This is a genomic window from Acinetobacter kookii (assembly GCF_900096895.1).
GTDB classification, from domain to species: Bacteria; Pseudomonadota; Gammaproteobacteria; order Pseudomonadales; family Moraxellaceae; genus Acinetobacter; species Acinetobacter kookii.
In genome coordinates this window covers 21701-38520 of record NZ_FMYO01000016.1, presented here as the reverse complement: position 1 = coordinate 38520, position 16820 = coordinate 21701, and the positions used below count along the sequence as shown (strand labels likewise).

General features: G+C 44.1%; 17 protein-coding genes and 4 tRNA genes. 2 read left to right on the top strand and 19 right to left on the bottom strand.

Annotation, left to right across the window (positions count from 1 at the left end; translation table 11 throughout):
• The 19 genes from BLP85_RS14535 to BLP85_RS14445 all read right to left on the bottom strand — a co-directional run.
• The coding region (locus tag BLP85_RS14535) for a GTP-binding protein (protein ID WP_227508804.1) at positions 1 to 125 on the bottom strand (125 nt) is incomplete at its 3' end.
• A 147-nt stretch (positions 126 to 272) separates the two neighbouring features.
• A tRNA-Thr gene (locus BLP85_RS14530) sits at positions 273 to 347 on the bottom strand.
• Between the two features lie 15 nt (positions 348 to 362).
• Positions 363 to 438, bottom strand: a tRNA-Gly gene (locus tag BLP85_RS14525).
• Positions 439 to 476: 38 nt separating this feature from the next.
• Positions 477 to 560: transfer RNA gene (locus tag BLP85_RS14520), tRNA-Tyr, on the bottom strand.
• Positions 561 to 615: 55 nt separating this feature from the next.
• Positions 616 to 691 (bottom strand) — tRNA-Thr (locus tag BLP85_RS14515).
• A gap of 98 nt (positions 692 to 789) precedes the next feature.
• The gene (gene trpE, locus BLP85_RS14510) at positions 790 to 2283 is read right to left on the bottom strand and encodes an anthranilate synthase component I (protein ID WP_092821054.1); all 1494 of its coding nucleotides are present in this window, start codon (positions 2281 to 2283) and stop codon (positions 790 to 792) included.
• Between the two features lie 116 nt (positions 2284 to 2399).
• Positions 2400 to 3071 (bottom strand): phosphoglycolate phosphatase, encoded by a 672-nt coding sequence (locus BLP85_RS14505; protein ID WP_092821052.1) that lies wholly within the window; start codon positions 3069 to 3071, stop codon positions 2400 to 2402.
• A gap of 86 nt (positions 3072 to 3157) precedes the next feature.
• Positions 3158 to 3859 (bottom strand): FHA domain-containing protein, encoded by a 702-nt coding sequence (locus tag BLP85_RS14500; RefSeq protein WP_092821050.1) that lies wholly within the window; start codon positions 3857 to 3859, stop codon positions 3158 to 3160.
• Positions 3860 to 3928: 69 nt separating this feature from the next.
• On the bottom strand, positions 3929 to 6193 hold the full coding sequence (gene gspD, locus BLP85_RS14495; protein WP_092821048.1) for a type II secretion system secretin GspD: 2265 nt from the start codon (positions 6191 to 6193) through the stop codon (positions 3929 to 3931).
• A 43-nt stretch (positions 6194 to 6236) separates the two neighbouring features.
• Positions 6237 to 7079 carry a type II secretion system protein N gene (locus BLP85_RS14490; protein WP_092821046.1) on the bottom strand — a complete coding sequence of 281 codons (843 nt, stop codon included), beginning with the start codon at positions 7077 to 7079 and terminating at the stop codon, positions 6237 to 6239.
• Complete coding sequence (gspN, locus tag BLP85_RS14485) at positions 7079 to 7822, bottom strand: type II secretion system protein N (RefSeq protein WP_092821044.1); 744 nt, start codon at positions 7820 to 7822, stop codon at positions 7079 to 7081. The genes BLP85_RS14490 and gspN overlap by 1 nt, the downstream gene beginning before the upstream one ends.
• 185 nt (positions 7823 to 8007) lie before the next feature.
• A complete protein-coding gene (locus BLP85_RS14480; protein WP_092821042.1) occupies positions 8008 to 8334 on the bottom strand; it encodes an H-NS histone family protein in 327 nt (108 codons plus the stop codon).
• Positions 8335 to 8489: 155 nt separating this feature from the next.
• Entirely contained in the window at positions 8490 to 8918 is a 429-nt protein-coding gene (locus BLP85_RS14475) for an acyl-CoA thioesterase (RefSeq protein ID WP_092821040.1), read from the bottom strand.
• 11 nt (positions 8919 to 8929) lie between these two features.
• Positions 8930 to 10123 (bottom strand): hypothetical protein, encoded by a 1194-nt coding sequence (locus tag BLP85_RS14470; RefSeq protein WP_092821037.1) that lies wholly within the window; start codon positions 10121 to 10123, stop codon positions 8930 to 8932.
• Positions 10124 to 10130: 7 nt separating this feature from the next.
• Positions 10131 to 10973: a hypothetical protein gene (locus BLP85_RS14465; protein WP_092821034.1), complete on the bottom strand. Its 843-nt coding sequence runs from the start codon at positions 10971 to 10973 to the stop codon at positions 10131 to 10133.
• Positions 10970 to 11749, bottom strand: a complete 780-nt coding sequence (locus BLP85_RS14460; protein ID WP_092821032.1) for a uroporphyrinogen-III synthase — start codon at positions 11747 to 11749, stop codon at positions 10970 to 10972. Before BLP85_RS14460 ends, BLP85_RS14465 begins: the two co-directional genes overlap by 4 nt.
• A gap of 1 nt (position 11750) precedes the next feature.
• Positions 11751 to 12668 (bottom strand): hydroxymethylbilane synthase, encoded by a 918-nt coding sequence (hemC, locus tag BLP85_RS14455; RefSeq protein ID WP_092821030.1) that lies wholly within the window; start codon positions 12666 to 12668, stop codon positions 11751 to 11753.
• 107 nt (positions 12669 to 12775) lie between these two features.
• Entirely contained in the window at positions 12776 to 13516 is a 741-nt protein-coding gene (locus tag BLP85_RS14450) for a LytR/AlgR family response regulator transcription factor (RefSeq protein ID WP_092821028.1), read from the bottom strand.
• 52 nt (positions 13517 to 13568) lie between these two features.
• A complete protein-coding gene (locus BLP85_RS14445) occupies positions 13569 to 14726 on the bottom strand; it encodes a sensor histidine kinase (protein ID WP_092821026.1) in 1158 nt (385 codons plus the stop codon).
• On the opposite strand from BLP85_RS14445, the gene argH reads away from it, so the two are divergent.
• The gene (gene argH, locus BLP85_RS14440; RefSeq protein WP_171259731.1) at positions 14717 to 16147 is read left to right on the top strand and encodes an argininosuccinate lyase; all 1431 of its coding nucleotides are present in this window, start codon (positions 14717 to 14719) and stop codon (positions 16145 to 16147) included. The two genes, BLP85_RS14445 and argH, sit on opposite strands and share 10 nt — an antisense overlap.
• A gap of 11 nt (positions 16148 to 16158) precedes the next feature.
• On the top strand, positions 16159 to 16431 hold the full coding sequence (locus BLP85_RS14435) for an oxidative damage protection protein (protein ID WP_092821024.1): 273 nt from the start codon (positions 16159 to 16161) through the stop codon (positions 16429 to 16431).
• The last annotated feature ends 389 nt before the right edge of the window (positions 16432 to 16820 follow it).

The following is a 16820-nucleotide window of genomic DNA, read 5'->3' as shown; positions in this document are numbered from 1 at the left end:
CCGCCGTAAGTTTTTGCACAGATAGTTGCAATTGCAGCAGTTAAAGTAGTTTTACCATGGTCGACGTGACCAATTGTGCCCACGTTTACGTGTGGCTTATTACGTTCGAACTTAGCCTTAGCCATGTTTATATTCCTCGTTTACGTCGAACACAATTCTGAGTAAAACTCAGCATCGACTTATCGCTTTAAAAACCAAACACCCAATACTTGAAAAGCAGACTAATAAGCCTGCTTTTTAAAATTTTTGCAACAATGTTGCCAAACTGTATCTGGAGCTCTTATCGAGATTTGAACTCGAGACCTCTCCCTTACCAAGGGAGTGCTCTACCACTGAGCTATAAGAGCAAATAAAAACCTCAATGGAGCGGGAGACGAGGGTCGAACTCGCGACATGTAGCTTGGAAGGCTACCGCTCTACCAACTGAGCTACTCCCGCACGATGTTGGTACAAACCACTTATTGAAGTCTTAAAATTGGTGGTGAGAGAAGGATTCGAACCTTCGAAGCTTACGCGACAGAGTTACAGTCTGTTCCCTTTGACCGCTCGGGAATCTCACCATTTTACACTTACTTCAGTGTCGTTCTTTTACCCCACTACTCAAACTTTCTAAGATGGTGCCGGCACACGGATTCGAACTGTGGACCTACTGATTACAAGTCAGTTGCTCTACCAACTGAGCTATGCCGGCGTTTCTTAGTGTTTCGTACGTTTCGTATCGGAACGGTGTGCAGTTTAGCAAAACTTAGAATCCGTGCAAGTGTTTTTTTCAAAAAAACCGTCAAAAACTCATAAAATCAACCCGTTTGATGATAATTCAACCGCTTTGATCACTGCGCGAGCTTTTATCTGGGTTTCATTCCATTCAGATTCAGGATTTGAGTCATAAACCAGACCTGCGCCAGCCTGAACATAAACCTTATTTTCGCGAATTACACAGGTCCGAATGGCAATCGACATGTCCATTTCACCATGCCAGCCTAAATAACCTACAGCGCCACCAAAAATTCCGCGTTTGACCGGCTCGACTTCGTCAATAATTTCCATAGCACGGATTTTGGGTGCGCCTGAAAGCGTCCCTGCCGGAAAAGTGGCTTTAAACACATCCAGCGCATCGACATCATCACGAACTTCGCCCTGCACATTCGAAACAATGTGCATGACGTGCGAATAACGTTCGATCACCATTTTATCGGTAACCTGCACTTTCCCGATTTTTGACACACGCCCGACATCGTTACGACCCAGGTCAATCAGCATCAAATGCTCGGCAATCTCTTTTTCATCGGACAGTAAATCTTGCTCAAGCGCCAAATCTTCTTCTTTGGTTTTGCCGCGTGGACGTGTACCAGCCAAAGGACGAACGGTCGCGATGCCATTTTCCAGGCGCGATAAAATTTCCGGTGAAGATCCGACAATATGAAATGGCTTTTGATTATCTAAAGTCTGACCTTGCACCAAGAACAGATACGGCGATGGATTCAGATGACGCAGTGCACGATACACCTGTAAAGGCTCACCATCGAAGTCCGAGACCATACGATGCCCCGGCACCACCTGCATCACATCGCCCGCTTTAATATATTCCTTCACCTTGGCAATCGACTCGATAAACTTGTCGTGCCCGGTCAAAGACTCAAAATGTGGTGCCGTATGTTTTTTGGCTTGCAAGCTAATGGGTGTTGCCAGTATTTCTTCCAATTTATCTAGCTGCGCTTGAGCTTTAGCATAGGCTTCAGGCTCATTGACATCCGCATGCACAATCAAGAACAAGGTATCTTTTAAATTGTCAAACACAATCACGGTTTTAGACAGCATCATCCAGATATCTGGCAAGCCCACCGGATCGGCTTCAGGCACATTTTTTAGCCGTGGTTCAATATAGCGTACCGAGTCATAGCCAAAATAGCCCACCAGCCCCCCGGTGAAGCTCGGCAAATCAGGCAAATCTTTTTGGGTCGGCACATGGAACTGCGCCTGAAAATCACGGATATATTGGAATGGATCGCTACATGGCTGAGTATCAACAGAACCATCCACCCGCTGAACGGTTAATAAACCGCGATTGCATGAAAAAACAGTGGACTCACCGAGACCGATAATGGAATAACGCGCCCAGTTTTCTCCACCCTCAACCGATTCAAACAGATAGGCCTGACTGTGGTCTTTCAGACGCGCAAAGACAGATAATGGGGTTTCAGTATCGGCCAAACGCTGACGATAAACCGGGATCAGGTTATAACCCTCAGATTGTAACTGTTGGAATTGAGCTTGAGTTGTCATGAGTATTCTCTATATGTTTTCGATATGGCTGGTTTACGTTTGTTTTCCTGTAGTCTGACTTAGTTTCGCCATCGAAAAACCATAAAATTTCTCATTCCGTTATCCTCAATTTTCACTTATTGCGCGAGTAATTCTGTTAAATCATCAACCACTTGTTGCGGCTGGCAATCATGAATATCTTCACCATGATTATAGCCATAGCTCACCACAATACAATCAACTCCTGCACGTCTTGCTGCTTCCACATCATTGCTGGAATCACCAATCATTAAGGTTTCTGCCGCAGTGACATCATACTCATCAACACAAAACAGTAGCTGCCGAGGATGGGGTTTCCGCTCTTCAAAACGGTCCCCGCCAATCACATCCACAAAATAATGACTCAAGCCCAGCGCCTCAACAATCGCACGTGCCGGCTGTTCGGGTTTGTTGGTGACACAAATCATTTGCTTATTGTTGCTTAAGCCCCAATCCAGAAATGCAACCACCCCTTTAAAAGGCTGGGTATCCACACAGGGGTCTGCATTATAAATATTTAAAAAAGTCGTCAACAATTGCTGATGCTGCGCACGGTCCACCTTTCCGGTGAGATATTGCAAAGTGCTATGGCAAAAAACAGAGGTCCCCTTGCCAATCCAGGTGCGCACCTGCTCCTCAGTCACGCTCGGTAATTGCAAGGCATTCAGGCTCATGTTCATGGCCCGGTATAGATCTGATGCTGAGTCAACTAAAGTGCCATCCAGGTCAAATAAAATCAGTTCACGGCTTGCAAGTTTTGCTACAGACATCATTTCCCTCTCACGATTTATTTTAGCCCATACCCATACAATGAAGGCATGCGATTGCATGCCTTCATTGTATGTCGCATGCAGGCTTATTTAAAGAATAACCAGGCAATGATTGCCAGGATAATCAATACAACAATGGAGATTAGACCCACGGATGCATTTTTCTGCTCTTCTTTGACCTGCTCTACACGGGATACTGGTGTTTCAACCGCGATGGGTGTTTGCTTCTCGGGAATGGCACTCAGGTCCACACCTTCAGGAATCGGTGCCGGTTTCGGGATGGCAACCCCTTGTGGCATACCATCACGGCTCAGCTGGACATTGGCATCACGCTCGGTCAGTTCCGGCATGCCCTGATCATTCATTTGCTGCGCTGCAGTCTTTGCTGCTGGCTCAACCGGTTCTGCTGCCGCAGTCTCAGAAACTGCCACTGCTTCTGCAGGTTGTGCGCTGGTCGGCACACTTTCTGTTTCAGTTAAAGCAGGCTCAATGTCTTTAGCAGGTGCAAGCACGGAAAATTTCAAACCTGCGAACTGAACGATATCCCCTTCTTTTAACAGGGTTTCATGCTCAATACGCAAGTCATTGACGAAGGTGCCATTGGATGAATTCAAATCTTGCAGCCATAAGGCCTGGTCTTTAAGCAAGAAAGCCGCATGCTTGCGGGAAATTTCCCCCGCCTGCAACACGATATCTGCGCTCTGATGGCGACCGACCAACATATCACGGTCGATGCTGATTTCCTGTCCCGTTAATTCACCGGTAATTGCTTGTATTTTCCAAGTCATGAAATGCACTTCTCTTTGTGATTTTTCATCATCATATCACGGCATATATTCAATTCTTAAACCACGCTGTTAAGAACCCGAACGAATCGTAGTCGTGGTCACGGTATTTTTGGTTTTTTTAACCTCAGTCACCGGCACACTAACTTTTTGTTTCTGCACGACCGGTTCAATTGCAACCGGTGTGCTAAACGTAGCTGCATTCGACTGATTCTGGGTTGCCGATGGCAGGGTTTGATAAAGAGGAGCTTTCGGTGCCGATGGCGTGACCGGAATTCGCTGCTGATAAATGTCTTCTACATTTTCCGGTAATTTGGCAAAACTGCCATCCCGATCCATGGCCAACTGCAAGCTGTACAACTGGCTATAACGCTGCTGCGACAAACGGCGCACATCATTCTTATCTCCAACAATGGTTGGGTGGATAAACACCAGTAAATTGCGCTTCTCATTAGATTTGGCATCGGCACGGAATAAACGCCCCAGACCTGGTATTGCACCCAAACCCGGTACCGACTGACGGCTATGAATCGAGTTATCGGAAATTAAGCCACCCAAAACAATAGTCTGTCCATGTTCGGCCAGAATCGAGGTTTTAATGGCACGCTTGCTGGTGACCAGATCCTGCGCCTGACCTTTATCCTGCACCGCAGAAACTTCCTGCTCGACTTCCAGACGAACCGAACCACCCTCGCCAATATGCGGCACCACCTTTAAAGTGACACCGACATCCTTACGCTCCACAGAGGTATAAGGGTTGGCTGTTCCACCCTGAGTTGTTACTGAACCGGTTACAAACGGGACATTCTGCCCCACCACAATATAGGCTTCTTCATTGTCCATGGTAACAATGGAAGGTGTGGACAGCAAATTGGACTTGGTTTTGCTTTTTAAGGCCTGAATCAATGCGCCATACAGTTTGCGTGAACCGTTATCGCTTTCCCTGTAATCACCAAGTAATAGCGAGGTACCCGTACCCAAATTGGCCGCAGCCCCTGCCGCCCCTCCGGCTACATAGCCGGCAGCAAGATCGGCAATACTCGCACCGACATTGCTAAAATTGATTAAGCCGATGCCGTTGGTCAGATCACCCAAAGCCCACTGCACACCGAGCTGATCGGCATCATTGCCTTCCACTTCAATGATGGCAGCCTCAATTAGGACTTGCTGACGGCGGATATCCAGCTGTTGAATAGCCGATTCAATTTCACGCATCAGTTGCGGATCGGCTTTCACCACCAATGAATTTTGGCTGTCGTCGGCAATGATACTGACGCCATTACCATTAAAACTGGTAATGCTATTTTGACTGTTACTGTTTGATCCACCGCCCAAATTAATTGCCGGAGTCGAAATACTGGAAGAACTGCCACTGGACGAAGAACTGCTTGAATTATTAGCCAGGTTGTTCATCACACTATTGTTTGAGGATGAACGACTGGAATTGGATGAACCAGATACCGACTGGCCAGACACTAAGCCCTGTAAGATTTCCGCCAGATTTTTGGCACTGGCATATTTCAAGCGAAACACTTTTAAACCGCCCAAACGATCAGCGGCTGGCACATCCAGCATTTCAATCATCTGGCGAATGCGTTTGCGCGTTGCAGTATCACCTTTCAGTACAATCCGGTTGGTGCGGGTATCTGCAATAATACGGATACGGGAACCCTTTAAGTCCCGGGCTGCGCCGGTAGAACTCATGGATTCCAGCAAACCCAGCATTTCTTCAGCCTGACTGGATTGCAGGGTCACCGCTTCGATATCATTTTGCCCGGTACCATCCAGATTACGGATAATGGTTTCCAGCTGATAGATATTACTGGCACGGTCTGACACAATCAGCGCATTGGTTCCAGCCACTGCCGATAAATGGGCAAATTGCGGCATCAATGGACGGATGGCAGGAATCAGGTCATTCGGGTTGGTATTCTCCAGCCAGATCACCCGCGTCACAATCTGATCACCGGTCGCACGGTGTTTGCTGTCAAAAGGCACACCGGAACTTTTGACATTGCTATCTGGAACCAGTTTGATGGTATTGCCTGAAGGAATGGCGACCACACCATTCACGTTCAATACGCCCAGAAACAGATCGTAGACTTCGGCTTTATTTAAAGGCTTATTGGAAATGACCGTGACATTGCCGCGCACACGCGGATCAACAGCAAAATTTTTCCCCGTAATATCGGCCACTTCATTAATAAATGCAGTTAAATCAGCATCTCGTAAGTTGATTTTCCATGTTTGCGCTTGAGTAGAGGTACTCACCATAGCAATCAGGGGTGCAGCCGCGAATAAAGCCCAAACTGGACGATGATGATTAAATAAAGCCATAAAGTTCCGTGCTTCCTAATCCTGTAAGGTGACGATGCATCACTTAAAAATTTTGTTGTATGGTCATCACTTGATCACCACGCTTTATTTCTATTTTGACCTGACCTTCACGTCGAGCCTGTTCCAGCAACTGGGCATCACTTTGCCCCTGCCCCACAGCCTGTCCATTTAAAGACATGATCCGGTCACCGGGTTGTAGCCCCAGCTTACTGCGCAATGCTGCCGGTGTTCTTGCCGTAACTTCATAGCCTCCACTCGCTGCATTGACCCCCATATCTTTTAAATACTGATCGCGGTCTTCCTGTATTTTCTGTACTGCCTGCCCTAAAGCATTTTGTTCCTGACTGGGCATAGGCGGTGTGGTCTGATTATTCATCGGCAAGCTGTTTGTTGCTACCGGTGGAATAATGCTTTGATCCAGACCATTTTCCATGCCTTTAAATTGCAGTTCTCGCGTAGCCCCATTACTTTGACGCAACACTACCCGGTCCCAATACACTTCAGCCAACTGATAAGAGGTCGGGGCAATATTTTCACCGACCCGATAGCGATCTGACTGATCATTGACTTTAATCACTGCAGAGGAAAACTGATTTGGATAACCGACCACCACACCTTGCAAAATCAAATTGGCAGTGTCTTCTGCCGCAGCTGTTCTGCCCGCTTCCTGAAACAGGGCAAATGAAGAAATATTGGGCACCTGCGGCTGCTGTGAACCCAGTTCAACACGGTCCAGCTGCATCACCTGTGGCGGCGCCACCAGCAACCAGAAAATGTTTGCCAACTTCCAGCATAAATATAAAATCAGCAGAACCAAGAATAAAGGCGCAATCCGGTCCGCCTGTTTCCAATTAACTTGTTGAATTTTTTCTAGCCACTGATTCATTAGAGGCCACCTTTAAACAAAGGTTGGCGCGAACTCACCACATAGGTATCCAAACCAGCTTTTCCATTATAAGAAGCAATATTCAGCAGCAGACGCTGAGTCAATTGCACATCAAGCATCAAGTTTTGATCCAGCTCCAATGCCATCAGCTTTTGATCACGCTGATCCCGGATATCAAAGAGCAGCTTATTATTTTCATCCGACAATTTTCCTTTCAAGGAAGGAATATTCATTTGATCCTGACGCTGGGCATAGTGATAAACTAGCTCACCCCCCACCCATTGCAACTGACCGTCAGCCCGAGCAAAACCCTGTTCTTTTTTAAAATTAAAATGAATATCCTGCAATTGAATGGCATTGGCCGGCCACTGCCATTCCACCAGATGTTTCAGCGTTTCCGGTGCAACCTGACCATTCAAGTCATGAACCATGATTTTTTTGCCAAAACCATAGCCAACAACAGCATCCAGTTGGGTATTCCCACTATGTACCTCTATGTTTGCCCCTAAACGCAGCAAAAAAATATCCAGAGGACGTGTTTTCCAACTTAACGATCCGGTTAAATTCCCCGTCTGCCAATCAGCCTGCCCTTGCCAAATATTACCGCTTACATTTTGCAAGACCTGGTTGTTTTTATAAAATTTTGAAATGAGCCAAGCCGCTGGAATTTGGAGTAATATGAACATGAAAAAGACACTGATGGAGAAAATCCACCACGTGATATATTTGGGTTTGTTTATCATCCCATCACGACCCACATAATCAATTATTCTTCCCTTAACACTAATATTATATTTCTATCCCCATTATGCACACTTTTTCCTCAACGCCAATTCCAAGTGATAAAAATAGATATAAAAAAACCACGCTTAAAAGCCTGGTTTTTTTAATTTAATCCAGTTGGATGACTATCTGATGAATATTTCCATCAGATGAGAAAATCTTCCAGCTTTGCACCACTTTCAAGTTCTGCAACCAGCCAGCGAGGTTGTTTCCCACGTCCTGTCCAGGTATCCGCTGAATTCTTTTTGCTGCGATAACGCGGCTCTACAGATTTGCGTGTACTTTTCTTACGTTTGCTTGCACCAAACTCTAAAATCTGTTCAATGCTTAAACCTACATTATCGGCAATATCTAAAATTTGCTGATAAGCATCTTCAACCGCCTGATCTTTTTTAGAAGCAATTAATGCTTCCGCTTCAACTTGTAAACGCTTTAACTCTTCAACAGATAAATTACTAATATCCGGCATCATATTAACTCCACAATAAATTTTATATTTTTTTATTTAAAACCAACTCATAATATTTTTATTATTTAAAACATTCAATACAATTTTTTAAATAACAACAATCTTTAAAACAGATTTCACATTTTTTACAGTTTACAGGTCATTCGCTTTAAATGTTTTCAAATCAAATGATTCACACTTAATTCAATTTCTATGATTTTATGACGAATGATTTCAGGTATTTCCGCTTTAAGCATACTCTGCTTATTTACACAGACAATCACCGCCTCTGCTACGGCAACAGTTTTTTGTTGTGACTCGCTCCATAATAAATAGCTCATCCGGAATGCACTATTACGAATTTCTTCAACACGCACCCCAATTTTAAGCCGGTCTGGATAAAATAGCGGACTGATATATTTGCACTGGTTGGTTGCCACCACCGTATAAACATCCTGTTCAAAAATACTCAAGGCATCCATATAAAAAATGCGGGCACTTTCGATATAACGGTAATACATCACGTTATTTACATGCCCAAAGGCATCCATATCCCCCCAGGCAACAGACTGATCATAAATTACCGGATAATCGGACAGGGTGAGCATATTTCTTACCTTTATATTTTTATTTCAACAAAATTTGCATTATTTTCAAAAATTAAATTTAACTGTTTAATCAAGTCATCCTGACCGTTTAAAGTAGATTTAATTCTTAAATAATTCATCATCACGTTATCTGGGTATAACTCAAGTAATTGATCAGCTTCAGCTGTTCTTGCCGTAGCGGTATAGACATGCCATTTGGCAAAGGCAAATACCGGTAAAGATGGATATTTACTTTCCCAATAGTCAATCCGTTGCTCAACCATTAAATAATCCGGGCTCTGCTTTAATAATTGCTGCTGGAACCATAAATAAAAAACGTCTTGATTAAACTGTTGATCCAGTAAATGCAAAACCAAGGCTTCATGCTGCTGGCTCATTTCCGGCATACGTGATAATAGCTTTAACCATAAGACTTTAATTTCATAATCACGGCTATAAATCTGGTCTTGCAAGTCTAAATAGCGCTGTTGCAAATTTTGCAAGCTTTCGATACTGGCCTGATCAAAATTCACCAATAACTGCTGTAACCATTCCCGTTTTTTTTCTGTGCCCAGATGTCCATATTTAGTCGAGCGTAAATACATCCAGGGAAACTGAATGGCAAACTTTTCCCATAAACTGGTTAATCTTAAATCATAGGCACTTTTTACCTCATTTAACCAGGGTGAAAGCTCATGTTGATTTAAGAATTCAAGATGGGTTAATGCCTGCTCGGCATCATTTTGCGACAGGTAAATTTCGATGCGCTGTATTTCCGCCAATTCAAATGCCATGGCATTACTTTGATTTAAAATAGCAAGTGCTTGCGGATATTGCTGCTGCATCCAATACAGACGTGAACCAATAATCCCCTTTAATAAACCCGATTGAGAAAATACGTTTTGAATAATTTGATGCTGATCTTGTGCAGCTTCCAATAACCAAATTACGGCCAACTGTTCATACGGGTGCAAGTTTTTAAAATTAAAAACAGTTTCCAGCTTGCGTTGTTCCCGGGTTAAATAACGTTTAATCAGCAGCCATACTAACTGGATTAACAGGCTTAAACTCACCAGAATAAAAAACATGATCCAGATATTGGTTTGAATTTGCCATTCACGCCAATATAAATACACATAACCCGCGCCATAACCGTAACTTAAAATACTTAAACCTGCGATAATAAGTAGGCTGATAAAAGCATAGGCCAGTAAAATCTGCTTCATGAATTCATCATCCCAATAATGCACGCGTATTTAAACTAGGCGTAGGCACAACCGTAAATCCTTTGATCTTCTGGATATTCTGAATCAGCTGTCGCGATTTCTCATCCGGGATTTGATTTAATAGTTGAATAATTTCAGTCAGTGATTTTTGATACTCTAAATATTGCCCCTGTTTTAAGGCTTGTTGAGCAATGAGCAATCGGAGCTGTGCCTCTTTTAAAATTAACGGACGCTGCATGAGCGCCGTAGCAGGTTGTTTTGCAGGTTCAATCAGCAGCCAACGTTGCCAGAACGGTTTATCCGGTGCCTGACTCACGCTTAATTGAGGGGCTTGTAATTCCTGGGCCAAGGCAGCATCCAGTTGCTGGATCAGCCTATCCACCTTGACTTGCTGAGCCATTCGCTCACCGACAAAATGCTGAATAACCTGATGATCTTTGGCAATGACCTGATGCAAACTTTGCTTCAATGGTGCCGCCAGGGCATATTGCTCAAGATTTTGATCTAAACGGGTTAATTTATCCAGGGCAGCAGTAAACTGTTGTTGCTGCAACATAAATTCAATCAATTCAAGTTGCTGTTTAATCACGACCACAGGATCAATACTTGTCGCCTGAATGCTTTTTAAATCCTCTGCAGCCTGTGAATTGGCCGGTGCCGATTCTCCTGTCAGCATGACTTTGCGCTGTAAAGCAACAAATTGATCATTTAAATTTGCATTATTCTGTTCAATCCGGTGCAGACTGGTATTTAATTCTGTTTGTTGTGCAGCAAGATTAAATAAGTCATAACTCAATTTAACAATCCAGAGCAGACTTAAAATAAATAATAAAATGAGTGTTTTCTTCATGTGTTCCCTTGCACAACAACAAGCTTCTGCAGAATTGAATCTGTTTTTAAATCAGTGAGTCGCGTGATATTAAAACATGTTGCCTGATTTTTTTTATAATTCGAAACAACTTGATACAAGCGCTCCCCCAAAACCAGATAATGTCCTTTTGCAATAAGGTGCTTCTGATGTCGCATGAGCTGAATCCAGTTTAGCCAACCCGCTTCACTACTCACCACCATAGCATACTGTTTTTGTTTTTCTAATAAAGAGAATATGTTAGCTAAATCTTGCTGAGTAAATACAGGACAACGGCGCTCATATAAAACAAAATTTAGAATTTGCATGCCTTGCTGTTTTAACTGGTCCATCATAAACATCCGTCCCCCTTCACCACGCCAGAAAGCCAGACACTGGCCTGAATCAAGCGTTTGTAAAACTGGAAGCTGTAACATTCCTTCCGATGTTTCAACTTTGGGGACTTCGGCAGAAATACCATATTGCGCCAAAGCCTGAGCAGTGCGATCCCCGACCGCAATCCACTGAATATGCTGAAGTTGATCCAGGGTAATACCCGACTGTTTTAAATACGCCATACCAATTTGCACGGCCGTGGGACTGACCACCACAATTACCTGCGCATCCGGCAATTGCCGGTAAAGTGCAGATAAATCTTCTGACCAGGCTTGTGGCAGCAACTCCAGCAAAGGTAAATCCACCACATCAATGTGAGCCAGGCGTAATGCATGGCTCAACTCTTCTGCACGGTCTTGCGGACGTGTATTGATAAACAGCATATTAATAGAGGGCTTTCAGCAAATCACCCGCGCCCTGGGCTAACAGTTCTTGAGCCAAAGCCACTCCAATTTGCTCAGCCTGGGCGGTCTCACCAACTTGTTCGGCTTTGAGTAAAGTTTTGCCATCGACACTTCCCACACGCCCCTGGATATGGATTTGACCCTGTTCAAGGATGGCATAACCTGCAATTGGCACCTGACAGCCCCCTTCCAGATAGGCATTGAAGGCACGTTCTGTCCGTACGCACACATCGGTTTCGCTATGTAGCAGCGGCAAAATCAGCTCCAGCACTGCCTGATCTTCCGCACGGCATTCCAAACCCAGTGCACCTTGCCCAACTGCAGGCAAACTCACTTCCGCTGGCAAGGTATGGCGAATCCGTTCTGCCAGACCTAAACGCTTTAAACCGGCACTGGCCAGAATGATGGCATCATACAGGCCTGCATCCAGTTTGGATAAACGCGTACCCACGTTGCCACGCAGATCAATAATCTCCAAATCAGGACGGGCTTTTAAAATCTGGCTTTTACGGCGCAAACTGGATGTACCCACCTTGGCGCCTTGTGGCAAGTCATCAAAACTTGCATAAGTATTCGACACAAAGGCATCCAGCGGATCTTCGCGCTCACAAATCACGGCGAGGGACAAACCGGCAGGTAACTTCATCGGCACATCTTTCATTGAATGCACCGCCAGGTCTGCACGGCCATCCAGCAGAGCTGCTTCTAATTCTTTAACAAACAGCCCTTTTCCACCAATCTTGGCTAAAGGCGTATCCAGAATTTTGTCGCCCTGGGTGACGAAGGTCACTAACTCAACTTTAAGATCTGCATGCAATGCCTCCAAACGGGCACGAATATGTTCCGCCTGCCATAAAGCAAGCGGGCTTTGTCGAGTTGCAATCTTCAAAATTTTCATAAATCCAGGAAACAGTCTATAAGTACATTAGTGTAAACTTAACGCGCTGACTGGAAAATGCAAGTAAATTTGCACTGCCGATGTCACCTAAATTCATGAAAACAGATTTACATCTTTTGGATGCGTTCTCTTAAATTGGGCAAATGACGTCGGCTGACCGCCAGGCGCTCTTCCAGTTCACGGCAGCGCACCTGATACTGTCCCGAACTGATCACTTCAAGACCATCCAGAAAATGTACGGAAACCAAGGCATTCCGATGAATTCGAATGAACTGGTCACCAAATTCGTTTTCCAGATCTTTTAAAGTTTCATCGATCAGTACACTGCCATTTTTATGCCGTACCGTGACATATTTTTGATCTGCCAAAAAATAATAAATATTTTCTACAGGAACCAGCTCTACGCCACGATAGGTTTTTGCCACAATCTGGTGGCGTTTTATATTGAGTTCGTCCATATCTTCTTTTTGTTTTAAGTTGCTCATTTGTGCTTGAGTCAGTTTTGTTAAATGATCTAATACCTGTTGCAATTCCTGCTGCATCACCGGTTTTAGCAAATAGCCTTCCGCATGCGACTTAAATGCCTCCAAAGCATGTTCATCATAAGCAGTACAGAAAACAATGGCGGGCATAGGATCAAGCTGGCACAAATATTCAGCGCAGCTCAAGCCATCCATTTCAGGCATCTGAATGTCCAGAAGCACCACATCTGGCTCATAGAATTGAGTCATTTCAATTGCTTGCTGTCCATAACTTGCAGTGGCAACCACCTGATGTCCCAGTTGCGTAACTAAACGTGACAAACGCTCCACAGCGAGAGGTTCATCATCGCAAATCAGGATGTCCATTTCTCCTCCTTCACAGTTACCATGATTTTTTTTATAGGTTAACTATGATCTTTTATTTATATCGATATTGCACAACTGTGGTAAACATTCCCTTCCCCGCGTATGTCTGAAAAGTTGCAGAGCGACCATAATATGCCTCAAGTCGCTGCTTTACATTTTCAACTGCAATACCATGTCCCTGCCGTAAATTTATTTTATCCTGTGTATAAGGGTTAGTAATGACTATATTGACTTGATTTTGCAATATTTCAATCAATATGCTTATCGTACTCTTTGTTAGAAATTTTTCAACTCCATGAAAAATACTATTTTCCACTAAAGGTTGTAAAGTTAATAACGGAATTTGTATCTGAGAAAATAGAACTTCATCGTCATATTTCCATTCCACCTGCAAGCGGTTCCCCAAGCGAATCTGCTCAATGGCCAGATAACGCTGACACAGCTCAATCTCATCTTTTAAGCGAACCAGCTTAAGCTCCTTAAAACTTGCACGAAATAGTTGGGATAAATTCAGTAACATTTGTTCCGCTTTATCTGGATCAATGGTTATCAAACTAATTACGGTATTTAGGCTATTAAATAAAAAATGCGGATGAATCCGCGCTTGCATGGCCTGAATACGTGCATTCAATTCACTGTTTTGCTGACGTGCCCATTGTTCTCGCATATACAGATAGCGAAAACAAAATGCACCAATCAGTACACCATAGCTCAGATGCAACACCACGCCATCCAGTAAAACTGCTGCAGTGATATGAGCGAATTGAAAATTTTGTCCAAAGAAAATAACCCCATTCAGCACCACCGTGGTCACGAGCACGATCATCTGCAGCAAAATAAAGCCCACCACCAGGGTCTGGCCAAAACTGAAGTGCTGGATTTTGCTCTGCAGGCGCTCGGTCAACGCCACAAAAGCCAGTAAAACCCAGTCAATGAACAACATATATTGCAATACACGGCTCAGGCTTAATGCCGTCCAGGACTGTGCCTCTGCCAGTGCCAGGATGACGGCCAAAATATTACTGGCAATAAATAATTCAATTAGATGTTGCCAATGCCCTATTTTCGTAAAAAAATAGGCGTCATTGTTTTTCCGATCATCTGTATACGTCGAAGTTGGATCGACTTGTTTTTCGGCAAGTGATTCTGAATTTGCTATACTCTTGTTCAAATTACTGCTTTTTATTTTATTGAGCCGATATGACCACATCTTCTAATTCCTCAAATCCGTCACAAGCCCAAACTTCGGGTATGTGGGGCGGTCGTTTCTCTGAAGCTACTGACGCATTTGTTGCTGAATTTACAGCATCTGTTCAATTTGACCAACGCTTTTATAAACAAGATATTGCAGGTTCTATTGCGCATGCAACCATGCTTGCCAAAGTCGGTGTTTTAACTGAACAAGAACGTGATGACATCATTAACGGTTTAAACACCATTAAAGCTGAAATTGAAGCAGGTGATTTCGAATGGCGCATTGATCTAGAAGATGTGCACATGAATATCGAGTCGCGCTTGACCAGTCGTATTGGTATCACCGGTAAAAAATTGCATACCGGCCGTAGCCGTAACGACCAGGTGGCGACAGACATCCGTTTATATGTACGTGATGAAATTGATGCCATTTTAGCGTTATTGCAAAAATTACAAAAAGGCATTTTGGGTCTGGCGGCGAAAAATACCAACACCATTATGCCGGGCTTTACCCATCTGCAAACTGCCCAGCCGGTAACTTTTGGTCACCACTTGATGGCATGGTTTGAAATGCTGGTACGTGACTCTGAGCGTTTGATCGACTGCCGTAAACGTGTGAATCGCCTGCCGCTAGGTTCTGCTGCACTCGCAGGTACCACCTATCCAATCGAGCGTGAATACACCGCACAGCTTTTAGGTTTTGAAGCCGTGTGTGAAAACTCGCTGGATGCTGTGTCTGACCGTGACTTCGGCATTGAATTTAACGCTGCTGCATCTTTAATTATGATGCACCTGTCGCGTATGTCTGAAGAAATGATCCTGTGGACCTCTGCGCAGTTCAAATTTGTCAACATTCCAGACCGTTTCTGTACCGGTTCTTCAATCATGCCGCAAAAGAAAAACCCGGATGTGCCTGAGTTAATTCGTGGTAAGACTGGCCGCGTATACGGTGACCTGATGAGCCTGTTGACCCTGATGAAAGGTCAACCGCTTGCGTACAATAAAGACAACCAGGAAGACAAAGAACCATTGTTTGATGCGATTGATACCGTTCGCGGTTCACTCATGGCCTTTGCCGACATGATTCCTGCTTTGGTACCAAACATCGAAATCATGCGTGAAGCTGCATTACGTGGTTTCTCGACTGCAACTGACCTTGCCGATTACCTGGTGAAAAATGGCGTGGCTTTCCGTGATGCGCATGAAATTGTCGGTAAAGCGGTTGCACTTGGCGTTCAGGAAGGCAAGGATCTGTCTGAATTGACACTTGAGCAGCTGCAACAGTTCTCTGACCTGATTCAAGCGGACGTGTTTGAAAAGGCATTAACGCTTGAAGCCTCTGTAAATGCGCGTAACCACATTGGTGGGACTGCCCCTGCACAGGTTGAAGCAGCCATTGCCCGTGCCTACGCTCGTTTAGAAAAACTCTACGTTTAAGGAAAACGGATATGTCTCGACAAGTTTTTTGCCGTAAGTATCAAACAGAAATGGAAGGTTTAGACTTTGCTCCCTTCCCAGGGGCAAAAGGTCAGGAGCTGTTTGACACTGTATCTAAACAGGCCTGGCAAGAGTGGCTCAAGCATCAAACGACGCTCATTAACGAGAAACGCCTAAACGTGTTTGAACCGGATGCAAAGAAATTTCTTGAAGAACAACGTGAAAAATTCTTCAATAATGATGATTCACTGGAAAAAGCTGAAGGTCTAAAGCCTGAGGCGTGATAAAGCGGAGCACTGCTCCGCCACGCCGCAAGACGAGAAGCTATGCTTCGAGTTGAAATTCAAAGCGTTGCTTTGAAAATTATGCAAGACAAGCGAAGCACGTAGTTTTAAATGTCATGAAGGAGTCTAAAAAGGCTCCTTTTTATTTATTAACTACTGCTCCACCCAAACGCAAGGCGAAGACCGTGCCTAAGCTCAAATAATAAGCAGAGCATTGCTTTGAAATTTACGCAAGACGAGAAGCCATGCTTTAGATGGCCAGAATAGGGGGTTGCACTTCAAATGCTCATCTAAGCTTTCCTAAAAAACCCGAATACGACTTTAATTTTCTATTTTATTTTTAATTTTAAAAATTCTACTTATCCCATAAATCTTTTTAAACATTTAGA